17 protein-coding genes and 1 riboswitch are annotated in these 17,275 nt (G+C 59.2%); of the genes, 11 read left to right on the forward strand and 6 right to left on the reverse strand.

Annotation, left to right across the window (positions count from 1 at the left end; translation table 11 throughout):
- Positions 1-46 precede the first annotated feature (46 nt).
- Both katG and LDN12_RS01875 read right to left on the reverse strand, forming a co-directional pair.
- On the reverse strand, positions 47-2,254 hold the full coding sequence (gene katG, locus LDN12_RS01870) for a catalase/peroxidase HPI (protein WP_223920999.1): 2,208 nt from the start codon (positions 2,252-2,254) through the stop codon (positions 47-49).
- A gap of 182 nt (positions 2,255-2,436) precedes the next feature.
- Positions 2,437-2,871, reverse strand: coding sequence for a Fur family transcriptional regulator (locus tag LDN12_RS01875; protein WP_223921000.1), 435 nt, complete (start codon positions 2,869-2,871; stop codon positions 2,437-2,439).
- Between the two features lie 202 nt (positions 2,872-3,073).
- Here LDN12_RS01875 and LDN12_RS01880 point away from each other — a divergent pair, with 202 nt between their 5' ends.
- The gene (locus tag LDN12_RS01880) at positions 3,074-4,018 is read left to right on the forward strand and encodes a rhomboid family intramembrane serine protease (protein WP_374045024.1); all 945 of its coding nucleotides are present in this window, start codon (positions 3,074-3,076) and stop codon (positions 4,016-4,018) included.
- Positions 4,019-4,066: 48 nt separating this feature from the next.
- Here LDN12_RS01880 and LDN12_RS01885 read toward each other — a convergent pair whose 3' ends face one another.
- On the reverse strand, positions 4,067-6,343 hold the full coding sequence (locus LDN12_RS01885) for an ATP-binding protein (RefSeq protein ID WP_223921001.1): 2,277 nt from the start codon (positions 6,341-6,343) through the stop codon (positions 4,067-4,069).
- Positions 6,344-6,484: 141 nt separating this feature from the next.
- Here LDN12_RS01885 and tpx point away from each other — a divergent pair, with 141 nt between their 5' ends.
- From tpx to LDN12_RS01925, 8 genes are all read left to right on the forward strand, one after another.
- Positions 6,485-7,108 (forward strand): thiol peroxidase, encoded by a 624-nt coding sequence (gene tpx, locus LDN12_RS01890; protein ID WP_223921002.1) that lies wholly within the window; start codon positions 6,485-6,487, stop codon positions 7,106-7,108.
- Positions 7,109-7,197: 89 nt separating this feature from the next.
- Positions 7,198-7,518, forward strand: coding sequence for an MTH1187 family thiamine-binding protein (locus LDN12_RS01895; RefSeq protein ID WP_223921003.1), 321 nt, complete (start codon positions 7,198-7,200; stop codon positions 7,516-7,518).
- Positions 7,505-8,023: a shikimate kinase gene (locus LDN12_RS01900; RefSeq protein ID WP_223921004.1), complete on the forward strand. Its 519-nt coding sequence runs from the start codon at positions 7,505-7,507 to the stop codon at positions 8,021-8,023. The genes LDN12_RS01895 and LDN12_RS01900 overlap by 14 nt, the downstream gene beginning before the upstream one ends.
- A gap of 33 nt (positions 8,024-8,056) precedes the next feature.
- Positions 8,057-8,584 carry a peptide deformylase gene (def, locus tag LDN12_RS01905; protein WP_223921005.1) on the forward strand — a complete coding sequence of 176 codons (528 nt, stop codon included), beginning with the start codon at positions 8,057-8,059 and terminating at the stop codon, positions 8,582-8,584.
- A 251-nt stretch (positions 8,585-8,835) separates the two neighbouring features.
- On the forward strand, positions 8,836-9,333 hold the full coding sequence (locus tag LDN12_RS01910) for a DUF3124 domain-containing protein (RefSeq protein ID WP_223921006.1): 498 nt from the start codon (positions 8,836-8,838) through the stop codon (positions 9,331-9,333).
- Between the two features lie 90 nt (positions 9,334-9,423).
- Positions 9,424-10,641, forward strand: coding sequence for a precorrin-6y C5,15-methyltransferase (decarboxylating) subunit CbiE (gene cbiE / locus LDN12_RS01915; RefSeq protein ID WP_223921007.1), 1,218 nt, complete (start codon positions 9,424-9,426; stop codon positions 10,639-10,641).
- Positions 10,641-11,357 carry a precorrin-2 C(20)-methyltransferase gene (cobI, locus tag LDN12_RS01920; protein ID WP_223921008.1) on the forward strand — a complete coding sequence of 239 codons (717 nt, stop codon included), beginning with the start codon at positions 10,641-10,643 and terminating at the stop codon, positions 11,355-11,357. Before cbiE ends, cobI begins: the two co-directional genes overlap by 1 nt.
- Before the next feature lie 160 nt (positions 11,358-11,517).
- The gene (locus tag LDN12_RS01925) at positions 11,518-11,847 is read left to right on the forward strand and encodes a DUF3147 family protein (RefSeq protein WP_223921009.1); all 330 of its coding nucleotides are present in this window, start codon (positions 11,518-11,520) and stop codon (positions 11,845-11,847) included.
- 100 nt (positions 11,848-11,947) lie between these two features.
- Here the strand turns inward: LDN12_RS01925 and LDN12_RS01930 are convergent, their stop codons facing one another.
- A complete protein-coding gene (locus LDN12_RS01930) occupies positions 11,948-12,940 on the reverse strand; it encodes a hypothetical protein (RefSeq protein ID WP_223921010.1) in 993 nt (330 codons plus the stop codon).
- A 251-nt stretch (positions 12,941-13,191) separates the two neighbouring features.
- Positions 13,192-13,290: riboswitch (SAM riboswitch) on the forward strand.
- 57 nt (positions 13,291-13,347) lie between these two features.
- Here LDN12_RS01930 and LDN12_RS01935 point away from each other — a divergent pair.
- On the forward strand, positions 13,348-14,463 hold the full coding sequence (locus tag LDN12_RS01935; RefSeq protein ID WP_223921011.1) for a homoserine O-acetyltransferase: 1,116 nt from the start codon (positions 13,348-13,350) through the stop codon (positions 14,461-14,463).
- Positions 14,464-14,467: 4 nt separating this feature from the next.
- Positions 14,468-15,298, forward strand: coding sequence for a tRNA 2-thiocytidine(32) synthetase TtcA (ttcA, locus tag LDN12_RS01940; RefSeq protein WP_223921012.1), 831 nt, complete (start codon positions 14,468-14,470; stop codon positions 15,296-15,298).
- A 438-nt stretch (positions 15,299-15,736) separates the two neighbouring features.
- Here ttcA and LDN12_RS01945 read toward each other — a convergent pair whose 3' ends face one another.
- Together LDN12_RS01945 and LDN12_RS01950 are read right to left on the reverse strand one after the other, a co-directional pair.
- Positions 15,737-16,522, reverse strand: coding sequence for an OmpA family protein (locus tag LDN12_RS01945; RefSeq protein ID WP_223921013.1), 786 nt, complete (start codon positions 16,520-16,522; stop codon positions 15,737-15,739).
- Between the two features lie 6 nt (positions 16,523-16,528).
- Complete coding sequence (locus LDN12_RS01950; protein WP_223921014.1) at positions 16,529-17,275, reverse strand: flagellar motor protein; 747 nt, start codon at positions 17,273-17,275, stop codon at positions 16,529-16,531.

Consider the following 17,275-nt stretch of genomic DNA (forward strand, 5'->3'; position numbering starts at 1 on the left):
GTTTTTACCGTCCTGCCGGAGACCCTCGAAGGCACCGGCGCTACGATCAGGCAAGGTCGAAACGGTCGAGGTTCATAACCTTGTCCCATGCCCTAATAAAGTCGTGCAGGAACTTCTCCTGGGAGTCCTCGCACCCGTAGACCTCGGCCACGGCCCGGAGCTGGGAATTCGAACCGAAGATGAGATCGACGCGGGTGCCGGTCCACTTGAGTTCGCCGCTCGTGCGATCGCGGCCCTCGAACACGTTTGCGTCGGGGGTTGCCTTCCACGTCGTGCCCATGTCGAGCAGGTTCACGAAGAAGTCATTGGTAAGCGTCCCCGGCCGCTTGGTGAAGACGCCATGTGGGGACTGTCCGAAGTTGGCATTCAAGGCGCGCATGCCGCCAAGGAGAACCGTCATCTCAGGGGCGGTCAGCGTCAGTAATTGCGCCTTGTCAACCAGCAACTCCTCCGCCGTTACGCTGTATTTTGCTTTGAGATAGTTTCGGAAGCCGTCGGCAATCGGCTCGAGTACGGCGAACGACGCCGCGTCGGTTTGCTCCTGTGACGCATCCGTGCGTCCCGGCGTAAAGGGGACCGTCACCTCGTGTCCGGCATTCTTCGCCGCCTGCTCGACACCTGCGCATCCGCCCAGAACGATCATGTCGGCGAGCGAAACCATCTTCCCGTCCGGCTGCGCTCCATTAAACTCCTTTCGAATCCCCTCGAGGACTTGCAGCACAGCCTCCAGTTGGGCAGGCTGATTAACCTCCCAATCCTTCTGCGGCGCGAGACGGATGCGCGCGCCGTTTGCCCCGCCACGCTTGTCGGAACCGCGGAAGGTGGCTGCCGACGCCCAGGCGGTCGAGACCAGTTGGGAGACGGACAGTCCTGAAGCCAGGATCTTGCTTTTGAGAGAAACGATGTCCTGCGCATCGATCAACTTGTGATTGACAGCGGGGACGGGGTCTTGCCAGATGAGCTCTTCCGAAGGGACTTCAGGACCGAGATAGCGCGCGCGTGGTCCCATGTCGCGGTGGGTCAGCTTGAACCACGCCCTGGCGAAGGCGTCCGCGAATTTTTCGGGATTCTGCTGGTAATGCCGTGCGATTGGCTCGTAGATCGGATCGAAGCGCAGGGAGAGGTCCGCCGTGGTCATCATCGGCCGGCGTTTCTTCGACGGGTCGTGCGCGTCGACCACCATGTCCTCCTCGGCCACGTCCTTGGCCAGCCACTGATTCGCGCCGGCCGGGCTCTTGACCAGTTCCCATTCATACTTGAACAGCGTGTTCAGATAGCCCATGTCCCAGGTGGTCGGGTTTGCTTTCCAGGCCCCCTCGATGCCGCTGCCGATCGTATCGCCGCCTTTGCCGCTGCCGAAGCTGCTCTTCCAGCCGAGCCCCTGCTCTTCGATGGGGGCGGCTTCGGGTTCCGGACCTACGTGGGTTGCCGGTCCGGCACCGTGGCACTTGCCGAAGGTATGCCCGCCGGCGACGAGCGCTACGGTCTCCTCGTCGTTCATCGCCATGCGCGCGAAGGTCTCCCGGACGTCACGGCCGGAGGCCACCGGGTCCGGGTTGCCGTCCGGGCCTTCGGGGTTCACATAGATCAGCCCCATCTGCACGGCGGCGAGGGGGTTTTCGAGATCCCGATCGCCGGAGTAGCGGCTGTTGGGTTTGTCGCTGGTAGCCAGCCACTCCTTCTCCCCCCCCCAGTAGATATCCTCTTCAGGCTCCCAGACATCCTCGCGCCCGCCGCCGAAGCCAAAGGTCTTGAACCCCATGGACTCCAGGGCGCAGTTGCCGGCGAGGATCATGAGGTCGCCCCAGGAAATTTTTCTGCCGTATTTCTGCTTGACCGGCCACAGCAGGCGGCGCGCTTTGTCGAGGTTCACGTTGTCAGGCCAGCTGTTGAGGGGCGCAAAGCGCTGCGAGCCGGACCCGGCTCCCCCGCGGCCGTCGCCCATGCGGTAGGTGCCCGCACTGTGCCAGGCCATCCGGATGAAAAGGCCGCCGTAGTGCCCCCAGTCGGCCGGCCACCACTCTTGCGAGTCGGTCATCAGCGCATGGAGGTCTTTCTTCACGGCCTCCAGGTCGAGACGTTTGAATTCCTCGGCGTAGTTGAACGCCGCGCCCATAGGATTGCTCAAAGCGGAGTGTTGGTGCAGCATCTTGAGGTTCAACTGGTTCGGCCACCAATCCCGGTTCGACGGGCCGTTGCCGGCAGTGGGTTTGTCAACTCTGCCTGTTACCGGACATTTGTTATCTTCACTCATCTCTGCTCTCCTTTCATGGTAAATAGTGCCCAGCCATAACGCATGGTGCCGTTTGGCCCTCCCGGGAACCCGCTTGTCTGACAGGCGCCGCCTTAAATATTATCTCATGGGTAAATTATAAGTATAATTATTAGATAGTAATTATTACTATAGTTATGTCAAAAAAAACCATTCTGCCGCCGTTATCCATCCAGACAATTTTTGCAGATCCCGTATACTACTACGCTCCGGTTGTCGACCCTGCCCCAGGTTTTTACTATTTCCGGGAGAGCCGCCTCGTCCATGAACGGCCACTGGAAGTCCATGATAGCGTTGCATCTGCTACAGATCAGATGATGGTGGCGCGCGAGCGTCACCTCAAAGCGCCCCTGGCTCTCGATGGTTTCCACTTTATTAATCATACCATGGTGTACGAAGGTTGCCAGTGTCCGATACACCGTATCCAGCGATAAAGTGGGGATTTTTTTGCGCAGCCTCTGGTGGAGCGCTTCCGCAGAAGGGTGGTCGGGCGACCGGGCCAGTTCGCTGAAAATCTCCAGGCGCTGGTGGGTTAACTTGAGCCCCGCTTTCCGGCAGGCATCCCCGAACTGTTTCAGTTGTTCCTGTAAAGCGTCCATGATCCGTGCCCCGACCCTGGATGAAATGAATTGTTACTATATAAGAATAATACCTATCTGCGGCAGGTGTGTCAAGCAATGCATGGCAGTACGTGTCAGGCCTGCCCGGCAACGACATTATCTCCGCAGGCGACGTGCCGTCGACAGCAGAATCTTCGCCTGCACTCTGGTAAAGTGCGGTAGTGGTGGTTATAGTACATGCATGGAGCACGTGAGCGAAATACACGGGCCGCATGTCGAAGAGTGGGCAGAGGTCTCCGCAGGGCTGATTTCGGAGCCTCCTTCCAGGGGCCGGACCCAGCTCTGGGCGCTGGTCCTGGATGCCCGTTCGGTGCCGTGCCGTCTTGAACAAGATGCGGGACGCTGGTTCCTGTTGGTGCCGGTCAGCCACCTCGACAGGGCTCGAGAAGAGTTACGGCTCTTCGAGGAGGAAAACCGTGATTGGCCCCCCGCGGCCCCGCCGGTCCACCCTCTGGTGGAAAATACCCTGTCTACCCTCTCGATTCTGATTCTCCTGGCAACCTTCCACAACCTGACGCAACTCGATGGTACGCTGTCCGCCTTTTCCCAACCGGATTGGACCGGGCTCGGCAATGCACAAGCCGGGAAAATACTGGACGGCCAATGGTGGCGGATCGTAACGGCTCTCACCCTGCATGTCGACAGCCTGCATCTGGTCAGCAACCTGGCCATCGGGGGCATCTTCGTCATCTTTCTCTGTCGTGAACTCGGCTCAGGGCCGGCCTGGTGCCTACTGTTGGGGGCCGGAGCCCTGGGGAACCTGGCCAATGCATACGCCCAATCTCCCGATCATAGTTCGGTGGGGGCCTCCACCGCTGTGTTCGGAGCTGTCGGCATCCTTGCGGCGCTCAGCCTGGTGCGTTACCGACAGCACTTGCAGCGGCGCTGGCTGCTCCCCTTCGCGTCGGCCCTGGCCCTCCTGGCCCTGCTTGGGACGGAGGGCAAAAACACCGACCTGGGGGCACATCTGTTTGGTTTTTTGTTCGGAATCGGCCTTGGTCTGGTGGCGGAATATCTGTTGGGGAAGAACGGCCGTCCCGGCCGCCTGCTCAACGCCCTATTGGCGATGCTCAGCGCCGCAGTAGTCATTGCAGCCTGGTGGGCGGCGCTGGAGTTCGGGGGATGACCTGCGTCTTCAATCGGGCGGAGAGGGGCCCAGGCCCTCTCCCTTCCGTCATGGCGGCACATGGCCATTGGTCGGGGCATCGGCCACCATAAAGGGGATTACGACGTGGAATGTGCTGCCCATCCCTTCCTTGCTTTCGGCCCAGATCCTGCCTCCCATGAGTTCCGATAGCTGCCGACAGATTGAGAGTCCCAAGCCGGTTCCGCCATATTTACGTGTTGTGGACGTATCTGCTTGACTGAAGGGGGCAAATATCCGCTCCATGGCCTCCGGCTTGATGCCGATGCCGGTATCCGCCACGCTGAGCCAAAGAAAGACGATAGCGCCATGGCGCTCGAACTGGTGGGCGGAAACGGTCACCGAACCGTGCTCCGTGAATTTGACGGCATTGTTTATCAGGTTGATCAGGATTTGTTTCAGGCGCAGTTGGTCTCCCACCAACGCATCGGGAAGTTGAGGGGATATTGCGGTTTGCATGGTGAGTTTTTTGGCATGGATGTGGGCCGCCTGGGCACGCATCGCGCTGCTGATAATGTCCCTCAGGCTGAATGATGCCGATTCCAGCTCGATCTTGCCGGCCTCTATCTTGGAAAGGTCGAGCACATCGTTGATCAACGACAAGAGGAGTTCGGAGGAGTCCATAATCGCCTCCAGGCACTCCTTTTGCTCGCCGCTGAGTTCAGTCAGTCCGAGGATGCTGGCCATGCCCATGATGCCGTTCATGGGGGTACGGATTTCGTGACTCATGTTGGCCAGGAATTCGCTCTTTGCCCTGTTGGCTGCATCGGCTGCCTCCTTGGCCCGCTGCAGCTCATGTTCCATCCGCTTGCGCTCGGTGATGTCGACGGCAATGGCCAATACGGCCTTTTCGCCGTTGTAGCAAAAGGGCATGCCCGTAATCTCGACATCGAAGATGCTCCCATCCAGCCGGAGCAGTTTTTCCTCCTTCTTGAGGGAGGCCGTGTTCCTGTCCGTGATGATGCTGACCCGTTCCTGCACAATCCCGCGGAAATCGGCATGAATCGTTTCGGAGATCGGTTTGCCGATCAACTCCTTCGGGTCCTGGGCGCCGAATTTGGCGACAGCGGTCGGGTTAAGATAGACGTACCTCCCGTTAACATGGACCATGATCATGTTGGGGGAAAATTCGATTATCGACCGGAAGCGCGCCTCGCTCTCCTTCAATGCCTGCTCCGACAGCAGGCGGTCGCTGACATCGTTGGCCAGCCGTTGCGCCATATCGTCAAAGGCAAGCCCCAGTTCTCCCAGTTCCCCCCCTCCCACACTCCGGGCAACCCTGACCGACAGGTCGCCTTGGGCAAGGCGCCGGGATGCCGCCTGCAACAACTCGATCTTTTCTATGACCCGTTTTTTATTGATATACCAGGCCACACTGATCATCAGGACCATCAGCGAGAACAGCAGCCCCACATTAAACCGGAGTCTGGTACTCGTCCGGCCCAGGACCGCATCCTTTTTCATGCCGACCCGTATGTACAGGTAAGGTGTTTGCTCGCCTTCCAAGCGCAGCTTGCGGTAGGAAAATATGCGGTCGATGGCGGTGTTGCCGGTGGCTTCGAACGTCCCCTCATTGGGGCCGTTACGCATGCGTTCGAACAGATCGGCCCGGTCCTTTTTGCCGACAAGACGGGGGCTGTTCGCCGAATAGAGGATGATGCCCCGGTGATCGACCAGAAGGATTGAAGAGTTGGGAAAGGTAATGTTGCTTTTGAGCAGGTCTTTGTATTTTTGGAGGACAATGGCAACCGATGCCGCGCCGCTGATGTGCCCGGAGTCATCCCTGATGGGGTAGCTGAAGCTGATGGTAGGTGTCTTGAGAAGTTTGCCGACCACGTATTCGCCGGAGGAGAAGTTGCCCGATGCGATGGCGTTTCTGACGTGCCGCCGATCAGCGTAAGACGTCGGGCTCTTTATCGGGATGGCCGATGCCCACAACAGGCCGGATTTGTCCTGGAGGCCGATATTGCCGTACTGGGGGTTTAATTTGATGATCTCCGCGAGCAGCTTGCTCGTTCCGGCCCCGTCATGCTGCTGGACCGACGGCACATGGCTCAGGGTGATCAATAACTGCTCTACGCCTGCTACAAGGATGTTCTGGTTATTGGCGATCTGGTCGGCAATCCCGGCGGCAATCGCGGTTGCCCCCTCGATATCATGAGCCCGTTGCTGGACGCTCGAATAGACGATAATCCCCGTGGGAACGATCGTCATGAGGATGATCAGGATTATGATATGTTTTCGTATCGACATGGAAAACAGATTCGACTCCGTCACTGTCCTGATGCTGTAAGCGGCTGCTTGCATAAAAAGCGCTCTGCAAGAATATAGTAATCTGAAAACAAATGCTATAATAAGCAATAAACAAACGCTGCGGTCTGTTTTGTCGGCAGGCCGGCGGTTTTCAGAGCCAGGAATGCTGCGAAGGTTTGCAGCAGGAGGTGGATAATGAAAAATGGCACGATACGAACCCTGATCGCGGCCGCTCTTCTTCTGGGAGGAGGCTGCGCCCTTCATGGGGGGGCGCCTGTCCCCATAGACCTTGGGTCATCGGCGCCCGGCGCGACGGTCAGCCTCAGGGGAGAGACGCACCAACTTGTCGGCACCCCCTTGCAAGTGGGACGCCCTCTGCCGGCAACCGCCCTGATCGATGCTTTTACGATGGAAAAAGTCGATATATCGCAAATGGAAGGGAAGGTTCTCATCTTGAGCGTGGTCCCTTCCATCGATACCAAGGTCTGCGAGCTCCAGACACACTATCTTGGCGAAAAGGGTGCGCGACTTCCCCGGGATGTGGTCCGTATCGTTGTCAGTCGTGATACCCCTTTTGCCCAGAAACGTTTTGCCGAAGAGGCAAAGCTTGGGGGGCTCACCTTTCTTTCCGACTATAAGGAAGGCGCCTTCGGCCGTGCCACGGGGCTGCTCATCGGCGACAATATGCTGCTTGCCCGGTCGGTGGTTGTCGTGGACAAGGCGGGCATAGTCCGCTATATCCAGGTGGTCCCCGAACTTTCGCATCTTCCCGACATGGAGGCCGCCTTTGCGAAAGCGGCGGCTCTCAGCGGCACGTAGAAGAGGGGCGGGGTCGAGCCCGTACGAGGGAGAAGATTGGACATGCTTTTGGCGGCACTCGTTGCCACAAGGGGGAGGGAGACGTCCGTATGAAGGTGATCGTGGATTTGTGCATCGTGCCGATTGGTGTCGGCGTATCGTTGTCGCCCTATGTGGCTGCGTGTGAAAAGGTGCTGTCCCAGGCAGGCCTGAAGGTTGTATTACATGCGAACGGGACGGATATCGAAGGCGAGTGGGATGCCGTGTTCGCGGCGGTCAGGCAGTGCCATGAGGTCGTGCATGGGATGGGTGCACCCCGGATCACCACGACCATAAAGGTGGGAACACGTACGGACCGTATCCAGACCATGGAGGACAAGGTGAAAAGCGTGAAGAGCAAGCTGGGAGAGGTGCGGATTGAGGGCGCCTGAGCGACCCTGCGCCGCCTCCAATATTGTGCTGATCGGGATGCCGGGGGCCGGAAAGAGCACGATTGGCGTCATCCTCGCCAAGCTGGCCTCGTTGGACTTCATCGACACCGACGTCCTCATCCAAAGCTGCGAGCGCCGCTCGCTTCAGAGCATCATCGACTCCCAGGGATATATGGCCCTGCGGGAGATCGAAGAACGCATCCTGCTCGACCTTGAGTGCCGGGATCACGTCATCGCGACGGGGGGGAGCGCCGTCTATAGCCGGGCCGCCATGGCGCATCTGGCCGAAAACGGGGTTGTGGTTTTTCTGGATGTTGACCTGGCCACCCTTGAGTCGAGAGCCTTGGACCTGGGGAGGAGAGGGGTTGCCAAACACCCCGGCCAGAGTTTTGCCGAACTCTTTGAAGAGCGGCACAGGTTGTATGTGGCATATGCGGATGTGACGGTTGACTGCAGGGGACGTACCCACGAGATGGTCTGCACAGAGATTCTCGGCAGGCTGTAACTGCCGCGATAGTGAGAAGGAGAGGGGGTTTCCATGACCATTCTTCGTCAGATAGCCCAATTGGGACAACCGGTTCTCCGCCAGGAGACCGAGCTTGTCGGCGATCCGGCCGATAGGGCCCTGCAGGCGCTGATCGACGACATGCTGGCGACCATGGCCGAGGCCAACGGTGTCGGTATCGCCGCGCCCCAGGTGTATGAGCCGTTGCGCCTGTTCGTAGTGGCTTCACGCCCTAATCCCCGGTATCCCCAAGCCCCGGCAATGGAGCCGACCCCCATGCTTAACCCGGAGATCCTCTGGCAGTCGGATGAGATCGAGAAGGGGTGGGAAGGGTGTCTGAGCGTGCCGGGCATCCGGGGTATGGTGCCGCGCAGCCTGCGTATCGGTGTGCGCTATCTGTCCCGCACGGGCCAAGTGTGCGATGATGAATTGTCCGGTTTTATTGCCCGGGTTTTCCAGCATGAATACGATCACATCAGCGGCATGGTCTTTCTGGACCGGGTGGCAAGCAGCCGCGACTTGATCAGTGAACGCGAGTATCTGCGGCTCGTCTCGGCCTGAAAATTCATGACATGGGCCTGAATCCGTGGCGCCTTCACGGCTCCTCTCGCTTGGCATGCCTCAGCCCCGGCGTTGCAGGCCGTATCTCCACCGAGGCGGAGGACCGACGGCACAGTTGGCATGATGCTGTTTGGGCGGTGTTGGACTCCGGCATGTCGCTCGCTCCACCGTGAAGGCGCCACGGATTCAGGGTGGAGTGTTCACGGGGGCAGCCCCGGCCATTTAATGCAAGACAGAACAGGAGGGATGACATGAAGCACCACCCGCGTATCGCACTGGCGGCGATAATGCTTATCCTGGCCATCTGCGGCCACGCCCCGGCCTCGGCCGCCCCTGATGCCCTTGAATACCGGCTTTCCAGGGGGCAGACCGTATATGTGCCGGCCTATTCCAATGTTTTCAGCGGGCCGAAAGCGCTGCCTTTCAGCCTGGCGACCATGCTGAGCATCCGGAATGTGGATCTGCACAACCGGATGAGGGTCACCGCCATAGACTACTACGGCACCGACGGCAAACGGCTTCGCTCGCACCTCGACAAGCCGTTGACATTGCCACCGCTGGGATCGACGTCCGTATACCTGGGCGAGCAGGACACGGCGGGCGGATTCGGGGCGAGTTTCGTCGTCCGCTGGGACGCCGTCAAGGTCATCAACGAGCCAATTGTGGAGTGCGTCATGATCGGCGCCAAATCGGGGCAGGGGATTTCCTTTGTCAGCCCGGGGCGGGTGATCAAGGAAAACACGCGGTGACGACGGGCAGTAAACAGGTGATTTTTGCCGGCCGGGATGCTATAGTCCCTGCCCATAAGCAGGTTTGAATCCCATAGGGGGACGCAGGCAATGGCAGAACAGAAGATCTATCTGGTGGGGGCAGGCATCACGGGGTGGGAGGGGTTTGGCGCCAAGGCGCTGGAGATCATCGGCAAGTCCGGGGTGATGATCGGCCACCAGCGGCACCTGGACTGCTTTCCCAACTATGCCGGCGAAAAGATGCCCCTGGGCGATCTTTCCGAACTGCTGGATTTCCTCAAAAAGACCGAAAAACGCGTGGCCCTGCTGGCCTCGGGCGACCCCACCTTCTTCGGCGTATCCCGCTTCCTTCTGCGCAATCTGCCCAAGGAACGGATCGAGATCTTTCCCAATGTCACCAGCATGCAGTATGCCTTTGCCCGCATCAAGGAGCCGTGGGATGACGCCATCTTCGTGTCCGTGCATGGCCGTGGCCTGCATCCGGCAGTGGACAAGATCGTGGCCGCCGAGAAGGCGTGCGTCCTGACCGACAAGGTCAACACCCCGGCAACCATTGCCGCAGAACTGATCGAACGGGGTGCGGAGGGGTACGAAGCATGGTTGTGCGAGGATCTGGGGCTGGCGGGCGAGAAGTTCACCAAAACCTCGGTGCGCGGTCTTCTGGAGTTGAAGCCCTCCGACCTCAATATCCTGATCCTGATCCGGACCTACGAGCCGAATCTGACCCACTACCCCCTGATCGGCATCGACGATGAGGAGTTCCAGACCTCGAAGAAGTTGATTACCAAGCAGGAGGTGCGGGCCGTCACCCTGGCCAAGCTCCAGTTGCAGGATGACCTGGTGCTGTGGGACGTGGGGGCCGGAAGCGGTTCCGTCTCCATCGAGGCGTCCAACCTGATGCCCAATGGCCGCATCTTTGCCGTGGAGCAGAATACCCAATGCCTGACTTTTATCCGGGAAAACCTGAAAAAATTCCTGGCCCGCAACGTGAAGCTGGTGGAAGGGGAGGCGCCGGAGGCGCTGGACGCACTGCCTGACCCGGACCGGGTTTTCATCGGCGGGTCCGGCGGGCACCTGGAGGAGATCATCGCCACGGTGGACGGCCGCCTCAAGCCGGAGGGGGTGGTGGTACTGAACGCCGTGACCCTGGATACCCTGACCAAGTCGGTTGAATTCCTTGAGGATCACGGTTTTACGATCGAAGCGGCCTGCGTCAATATCGCCAAAACCCGTAACCTGACCGAGTACAAGATGTTCGAGGCCCAGAACCCGGTCTACGTGATCACTGCCCGCAAGGGGAACGAATAGTGGCAACGATCTACGCCGTGGGGGTGGGTCCCGGCGACCCCGAGTTGCTGACCCGTAAGGCCGAGCGTATCCTGCGGCAAGCGGACGTGATCCTGGCGCCGGTGTCCAACCCCTCCGAAGCCAGCGTGGCCTTGGCGACCATCCGCGAGTTCCTGGATGAAGCCCGCCAGGAGGTCATTGTTCACCAGTTTCCCATGACTTCGGATAAGGCTCGTCTGATACCCGCCTGGCAGGAGGCGGCCGCCCTGATCGCCGTCCGGGCTGAAGCCGGCAAGGACGTGGCCTTCGTGACCATCGGCGACCCGCTGTTCTATTCCACCTTTATTTATCTGCAGCGCATCCTGCGGGAGATCTGCCCCCATATCCCCCTGGAGATCGTCCCCGGTATCTCCAGCGTCAACGCCGCTGCGGCCCAGGCCGGCATTCCGCTGGCGGAGGCCGACGAAAAGATGGCGGTCATCCCCGCCACCGCCGGCGTGGAGAAGATCGCCGAGGCTCTGGTAAGATTTGAGACGGTGGTGCTGCTCAAGGTCAAGCCGGTCTACGCCGATATTCTGGAGCTGATTCGGCAGACGGGCCGCGAACAAGGTACGGTCTTCGTGGAACGGGTCGGGAGCGACCGCCAGAAGGTGCTGACCGATTTTGCCGAGATCGCCGCCCATGTCCCCGATTATCTGTCACTGATGATCGTAAGGAGACTAGCAACAATAACATGAACGTCTTGCATCTCATCTTCCGGCCATCTTTGGCCGCAGCTCAATCACAAAATCCTCGGCGTAGCCCTGCTACGCCTGCGGTTTTGTCCAATCGCTACCGCCAAATCCGACCAAAATCCGAGTGCAATTTTGTTCAACTTATTATTACTAGCCTCCTAAGATGTTCCTGCTGAAGCTCGCCGTCGCCAACCTGATCATTATCGCCTGCGTCCTGCTGGGCAGACGCATTCCGTCGCTGGGGGGGCTGATCGCCACCATGCCGCTCATCAGCCTGATCGTCCTGGCCTGGCTGGCCACGGACCGGCCCGGAGACGGGGCGCTTATCACCGGCTATACCAGAGGGGTGTTGTGGGGCCTGGTGCCCACCATGGTCTTCTTTGCGGCGGCATACCTCTGCCTGCGGAAGGGGATGGGGCTGCCGGCGGCGTTGGGAACAGGGGGCGCCCTGTGGCTGGGAGGGGCGCTCCTGCATCAGTGGCTTTTGCGCTGAGAATCCAAACAACAACGCCTTTCCTGCACTAATCGGAAAGGCGTTGTTGTTTGGTGCAGTGTTTTTACCGGGGAATCCAGGTGATTTCCCGGACAAACCGTTAGAGCGTGCTCCCCTTGGCGGGGACGATCTCGTCGGTGGCCGGGGCTACGGGCGCGGCTGGCGCGGTCGGGGCAGCAGGGGCAGCAGGGGCAGCAGGGGCAGCGGCCGGTTGCTGTATCGCGGGGGCCGGGACGGGTTGTTCGACCGGCTTCGGCTGCTCCGGGCTCGTTGCCGGCTTGCCGGCCGGAACGGCATCCTTTTTCTCCGCGTCGGCGTCATATTTCAGAAGCGAGACGATATCGTCGAACTGTTTTCCGTAGACCTGCGATTCCTGTGTCTCCCGCAGCAAAATATCTTTTTGCCTCTGATCCAACGTCCGCCTGATGCCGTCGAGGGTTTTGAACTTCAGGTCGGCCTTGCCGGATAAGTTGGCCTCCGCCTCGCTGAAATCGGGGTACTGGAGGTTGATCAGGGGCGAGTATGACAGAATGCGGCCGCGGAAGTTGGGATATTCCCAGAGGATGGTGCCGTCGCCATCCAGGATCTGGGCGGTGAGGATGAGGTAGTTATAGTCACTGGTTTGGGACGACAGCAATGAATTGGAATACACCTTTTCGTTCTGGGTGAGGCCGCTGACCACCAACAGCATGACGGCGTCCAGGTTGTTTTTCCTGAGATAATTCCGCAGCTCATCGGTTTTCCAGAAATATTTATTGTACCGTATCGTGGCGTCATCGCGCTTTTCGCTGCGGAAGAAGAGGTCGCTGAAGATGCGCTGCGGATCGCCGTCCAGAAGCGCCACGGTGTAGTAGTCGCCGGTCGCTTTGAGTTTGCGGACGAGTTGCTGTTCATACTTGCGGTTCATATCGGCAATCAGGTTCACGAGCTGGTCTTTCTCGGGATACCTGATGTCGGAGTTCACATCGATGATGATAGGCGCAACGCCGAGCACCTTGACCTTTGCGGCAAAATGCTCCGTGGGAACATTGAAATGGTTCTGGGCGCAGCCGAACAACAGCGCCAAAAGCGGCAACAAGAACAGTCGTTTCATCCCTATCCTCCTCATGCGTGCGTGATCCTTCATGGTTCCCGTATGTTTTATACCAGATGCCCAACCCCATTTCCAGATAATTTGGTGCCGCAACGGCCCGCAGGAATGCGCTTTCCGGTCCTCGCTCCGCCAATGCAATACGCCCGTGCAGGTATTTTCCCGGGCACCGCCTGCTGGGGAGCAAGGTCGCAAAAAGCAGCATATTTGGTTGACAATGCTCGCGTTCTTCCCTTATTCTCATTCAATAGACCTGCTTATCGAGAGTGGTGGAGGGAAAGGCCCTGTGAAACCACAGCAACCGGCCAATGAGGCGTCAGGTGCTAATTCCTGCCGAAAGGCAAAGATGAGGGGTGTGCTGTAACCGTTGCGTTTCAGCCCCTTCTCATACCGTGTGAAGGGGTTTTTTCATGTCCGTCGGCATTGTCACGGAACAATCCATAGCCTTCCAATCCGGCATCAGGTTGGACAGCGGGCGCATCCTCGCCCCCATCACGCTCGCCTACGAAACCTACGGAGTCCTCAGCGAATCCCGGTCGAACGCTATTCTGGTGGAGCATGCCTGGACCGGCGACGCCCACCTGGCGGGCAAACACCGCGAAGAGGACGCCAGGCCGGGATGGTGGGACGCCATCGTCGGACCGGGACGTTTGCTGGATACCGACCGCTATTTCGTGATCTGTTCCAATGTGATCGGCTCGTGCCATGGTTCCACCGGCCCCACGTCAATCAACCCCAAAACCGGCAAACGTTATAACCTTGCTTTTCCGGTCGTGACCGTGCGCGACATGGTGCGCGCCCAGAAGCTTTTGATCGATGCCCTTGGCATCGAGAAGCTGTTGTGCGTCATGGGTGGGAGCATGGGAGGGATGCAGGCCCTGGAGTGGGCCACGCAGTATCCCGGGAACATCGCTTCGGCCATCGTGCTGGCGACTACGCCGCGTCCCTCTCCGCAGGCCATTTCCCTCAACGCCGTGGCCCGTTGGGCCATCTTCAACGACCCCACGTGGCGCAAAGGCGAGTATAAGCACAACCCCAAGGACGGTCTGGCCTTGGCCCGCGGCATCGGCCACATCACGTTCCTGTCGGACGAATCCATGAACACGAAGTTCGGTCGGCGCTTTTCGGCCAAGGACGGCCAGTTCGATTTTTTCGGCCAGTTCGAGGTGGAGCGCTACCTGAATTACAACGGCTACAACTTTGTGGACCGCTTCGATGCCAATTCCTTCCTGTACCTGGCCAAGGCCCTGGACCTCTACGACATTGCCCTGGGGTACGAATCAATGGCCGAGGCCTTTGCCGGGGTGGCCGCGCCGCTGCAGTTTTTCGCCTTCACCTCGGACTGGCTCTATCCGGCCTATCAGACCGAAGAGATGGTCGATTGCCTGCGCAGCCAGGGTAAACCGGTCGAATACCACCTGATCACGTCCGCTTACGGCCATGATGCTTTTCTGCTGGAACACGAGACCTTCGCCCCCCTGGTGCGGGACTTCTTCGCGCGCGTGGAGCGGGACGGGGCCTGTTGAGCTTATGACGCTTTTGCTCGACGAATTCAAAGATAAGGGGCTTCTCAGGAAGCTGCGGCATGGCATCGGCCGGGCTGTTGCCGACTTCGGCCTGATTGAGGAAGGGGATCGTGTTGCCGTGGCGGTGTCGGGGGGTAAAGATTCCTATACCCTGCTGCTGTTGTTGGAGGAGTTGCGCCGGCGCGCGCCCGTTTCGTTCGAGATCGTGGCGGTCAACATCGATTCAGGGTATCCCGGCTACCGCACGGACGTCATCGAGCGATTTCTGCGGGAGAACGGCTTCACCTACCGCATGGTGCCCACCGAGCACTATGCCCTCATTCAGGAAAAACGCAGGGCCGGTTCATCATTCTGTTCGATCTGTGCGCGCTTCAAGCGCGGCGCCCTCTATACGGCAGCCCAGGAATTGGGGTGCAACAAACTGGCCTTGGGGCACCATCAGGACGATTTCATCGAAACCCTGCTGCTGAACCAGTTTTTTGTCGGCTCGCTCAAGGCCATGGCGGCCTCCATGCTGGCGGACAACGGCGAGACGGTGGTGATCAGGCCGCTTGTGTACCTGGCCGAGGAGGAGATCATCCGCTTTTCCCGGGAAGCCGATCTGCCGGTGGTCTGTTGCTGCTGCCCGGTCTGCGGCACGGCCGACCTGCAGCGCAAGCGGATGAAACAGCTTCTGAAGGAGTTGGAAAAGGATATTCCCCACGTCAAGAACAGCCTGTTGAAGGCGATTTCAAACGTACACCCCCGCCACCTTCTTGATCGGCGCCTGCAGGCGGCGCTCCCCGACCTTTGCGTGCCTCTCCTTCCTGGCGGGCCGGACGGGGAGCAGGGCTGAAACATCCTGCCGCAGGTCAAGCCACGCCACATACCCGCCATACGCGACCGCAATCAATCCCAGCAATACCATCGGTTCCATAAGACACCTCCGTTTCATTTGAGGAAACGATAGCATTGCCTTATGACAGAAAGTGTCGCATCATGAAGACGATGATCGATTTTCGGTGGGGTGCTTTAGGGTGTGGTTGTGACGTGGGTGGATAAGGAGTTGCCGGCCGGCGTGAATGACGGGACTCAGGTTGTTCAAAAATAGTCAGATCGTAGCACCCGCAGTATAATCGCCCAGCGATTATCGGTGACGAAGCGGAGCGGAGTTCATCCCGCAGGGACAGAACCGGAACGGTTCTGCTAAAGGCCCTGAGGAGGCGTAGCAGCGCTACGCCGCACGAAAGGGCTTTCGAGGACGGCGGCGAGATGGCTGTTTTTCAACAACCGCCTAAGGCTCGCCCCGCTCGCCCTCTCCGGAGAGCAGGACAATATCCACGCGGCGGTTCTTGGCGCGGTTTTCGGGGGTCGAGTTGTCCGTGACGGGGCGGAACTCTCCGTACCCGGTGGCGGATATCTTTTCGGGCTCCGCATCGTAGTATTTGAGGAGGTACTTGAGGACATTGGTGGCCCGGGCGGTCGACAGTTCCCAGTTGGAGGGGTACTGGGCGGTGCTGATGGGAACATTGTCCGTATGCCCTTCGATCCGCAGGGGATTGTTATACTGGGTCATGACCTCGGCAATGGTGTTGAGCAGTTCGTGGGCGCTCTGCTTGATCTGGGCCTGCCCGGAATCGAAGAAACCGGCCTCCTTGAGGCTGACGATCAGTCCCCTCCGGGTAATGGTGAGATTGACCTTGTTTTGGGCGCCTTGTTTCACAAGGTAGGCCTCAATGGAAGACTTTATCTGGCGGAAATCCTTGTCGTCGGCACGGGTGCGTGCCTGCCCGCTGCGGGCCCTCCCGGATGGGGCAACGGACATCTCCGGCTTGATGGTCGGTATGATGCTGATCGGCTTGGACTGGATAACGTTGATCTTCGGCGAAGGCGCGCCGGCGGTCACCATGCCGAAGGACTGTTGAAGCGACTGCATGACCTCCTCGACCTTCTTCTTGTCGGTCTGGGACATGGCATACAGGGTCGTGAAGACGGCAAACAGAAGGGTGATGAAGTCGGCGTAGGATACCAGCCAGCGTTCGTGATTGGCATGTTTTTCCGGTTCTTTTTTCAGTGCCATGGCTGGTTAATGGGCGCCTACGAAGGCTTTCAGTTTCTGTTCGATGAAGTGCGGGTTCTCGCCGTTCTGAATGGCGATCAACCCCTCCAGGATCATGACCCGCCGCAACACCTCTTCCTTCATGCGGATCTTCAGCTTGCTGGCTATGGGAAGACAGATGATATTGGCGGTCATCAGGCCGTAAATGGTGGCGACGAAGGCCACGGCGATGCCGGCCCCCAGCTTGGAAGTATCCGAGAGGTTGCTCATGACGTGGATCAGGCCGAGAACGGCGCCGATGATACCGATGGTCGGGGCGTAACCGCCGGCCGCCTCGAAAAACTCGACGCTGTGTTTGGTGTTGTCCTCGTAGGCCATGATGTCGGCTTCCAGGGTTTCCCGCAGTTTTTGCGGGTCAATGCCGTCGACCACCAGCGATATCCCTTTCTTGATAAAGGGGTCTCTGGCGGACTGGGCCTCCTGCTCCAGAGAGATGAGCCCGTTGCGTCGCGCCTTGGTGGCATAGTTGATGATGTCCTTGACCACCGCATCGTGATCGATCTTCGGCGGCAGGAAAGCGTTTTTGACATCCTTGAAGGCCTTGATAATGGCGGGAAGCGGGAAGCTCACGAACGCGGCGCCAAAGGTGCCGCCCAGAACGATCAGGGCGGCTGTCGGCTGGATCAGCGCCTTCATGTGCAGGCCTTCCAGCGCAGCACCGCCGAAAATGGCCCCGAATCCCATTAACAAGCCTATGAGTGTTGCGATATCCAT

Source organism: Geobacter sp. AOG2, assembly GCF_019972295.1.
GTDB lineage: Bacteria > Desulfobacterota > Desulfuromonadia > Geobacterales > Pseudopelobacteraceae > Oryzomonas.

Bases quoted from the DNA above. Each gene is read 5' to 3' on its own strand.
- katG (WP_223920999.1), bottom strand. From the start codon at position 2,254: ATGAGTGAAGATAACAAATGTCCGGTAACAGGCAGAGTTGACAAACCC.
- LDN12_RS01875 (WP_223921000.1), bottom strand. From the start codon at position 2,871: ATGGACGCTTTACAGGAACAACTGAAACAGTTCGGGGATGCCTGCCGG.
- LDN12_RS01880 (WP_374045024.1), top strand. From the start codon at position 3,074: ATGGAGCACGTGAGCGAAATACACGGGCCGCATGTCGAAGAGTGGGCA.
- LDN12_RS01885 (WP_223921001.1), bottom strand. From the start codon at position 6,343: ATGCAAGCAGCCGCTTACAGCATCAGGACAGTGACGGAGTCGAATCTG.
- tpx (WP_223921002.1), top strand. From the start codon at position 6,485: ATGAAAAATGGCACGATACGAACCCTGATCGCGGCCGCTCTTCTTCTG.
- LDN12_RS01895 (WP_223921003.1), top strand. From the start codon at position 7,198: ATGAAGGTGATCGTGGATTTGTGCATCGTGCCGATTGGTGTCGGCGTA.
- def (WP_223921005.1), top strand. From the start codon at position 8,057: ATGACCATTCTTCGTCAGATAGCCCAATTGGGACAACCGGTTCTCCGC.
- LDN12_RS01910 (WP_223921006.1), top strand. From the start codon at position 8,836: ATGAAGCACCACCCGCGTATCGCACTGGCGGCGATAATGCTTATCCTG.
- cbiE (WP_223921007.1), top strand. From the start codon at position 9,424: ATGGCAGAACAGAAGATCTATCTGGTGGGGGCAGGCATCACGGGGTGG.
- LDN12_RS01925 (WP_223921009.1), top strand. From the start codon at position 11,518: ATGTTCCTGCTGAAGCTCGCCGTCGCCAACCTGATCATTATCGCCTGC.
- LDN12_RS01930 (WP_223921010.1), bottom strand. From the start codon at position 12,940: ATGAAACGACTGTTCTTGTTGCCGCTTTTGGCGCTGTTGTTCGGCTGC.
- LDN12_RS01935 (WP_223921011.1), top strand. From the start codon at position 13,348: ATGTCCGTCGGCATTGTCACGGAACAATCCATAGCCTTCCAATCCGGC.
- ttcA (WP_223921012.1), top strand. From the start codon at position 14,468: ATGACGCTTTTGCTCGACGAATTCAAAGATAAGGGGCTTCTCAGGAAG.
- LDN12_RS01945 (WP_223921013.1), bottom strand. From the start codon at position 16,522: ATGGCACTGAAAAAAGAACCGGAAAAACATGCCAATCACGAACGCTGG.
- LDN12_RS01950 (WP_223921014.1), bottom strand. From the start codon at position 17,275: ATGGATATCGCAACACTCATAGGCTTGTTAATGGGATTCGGGGCCATT.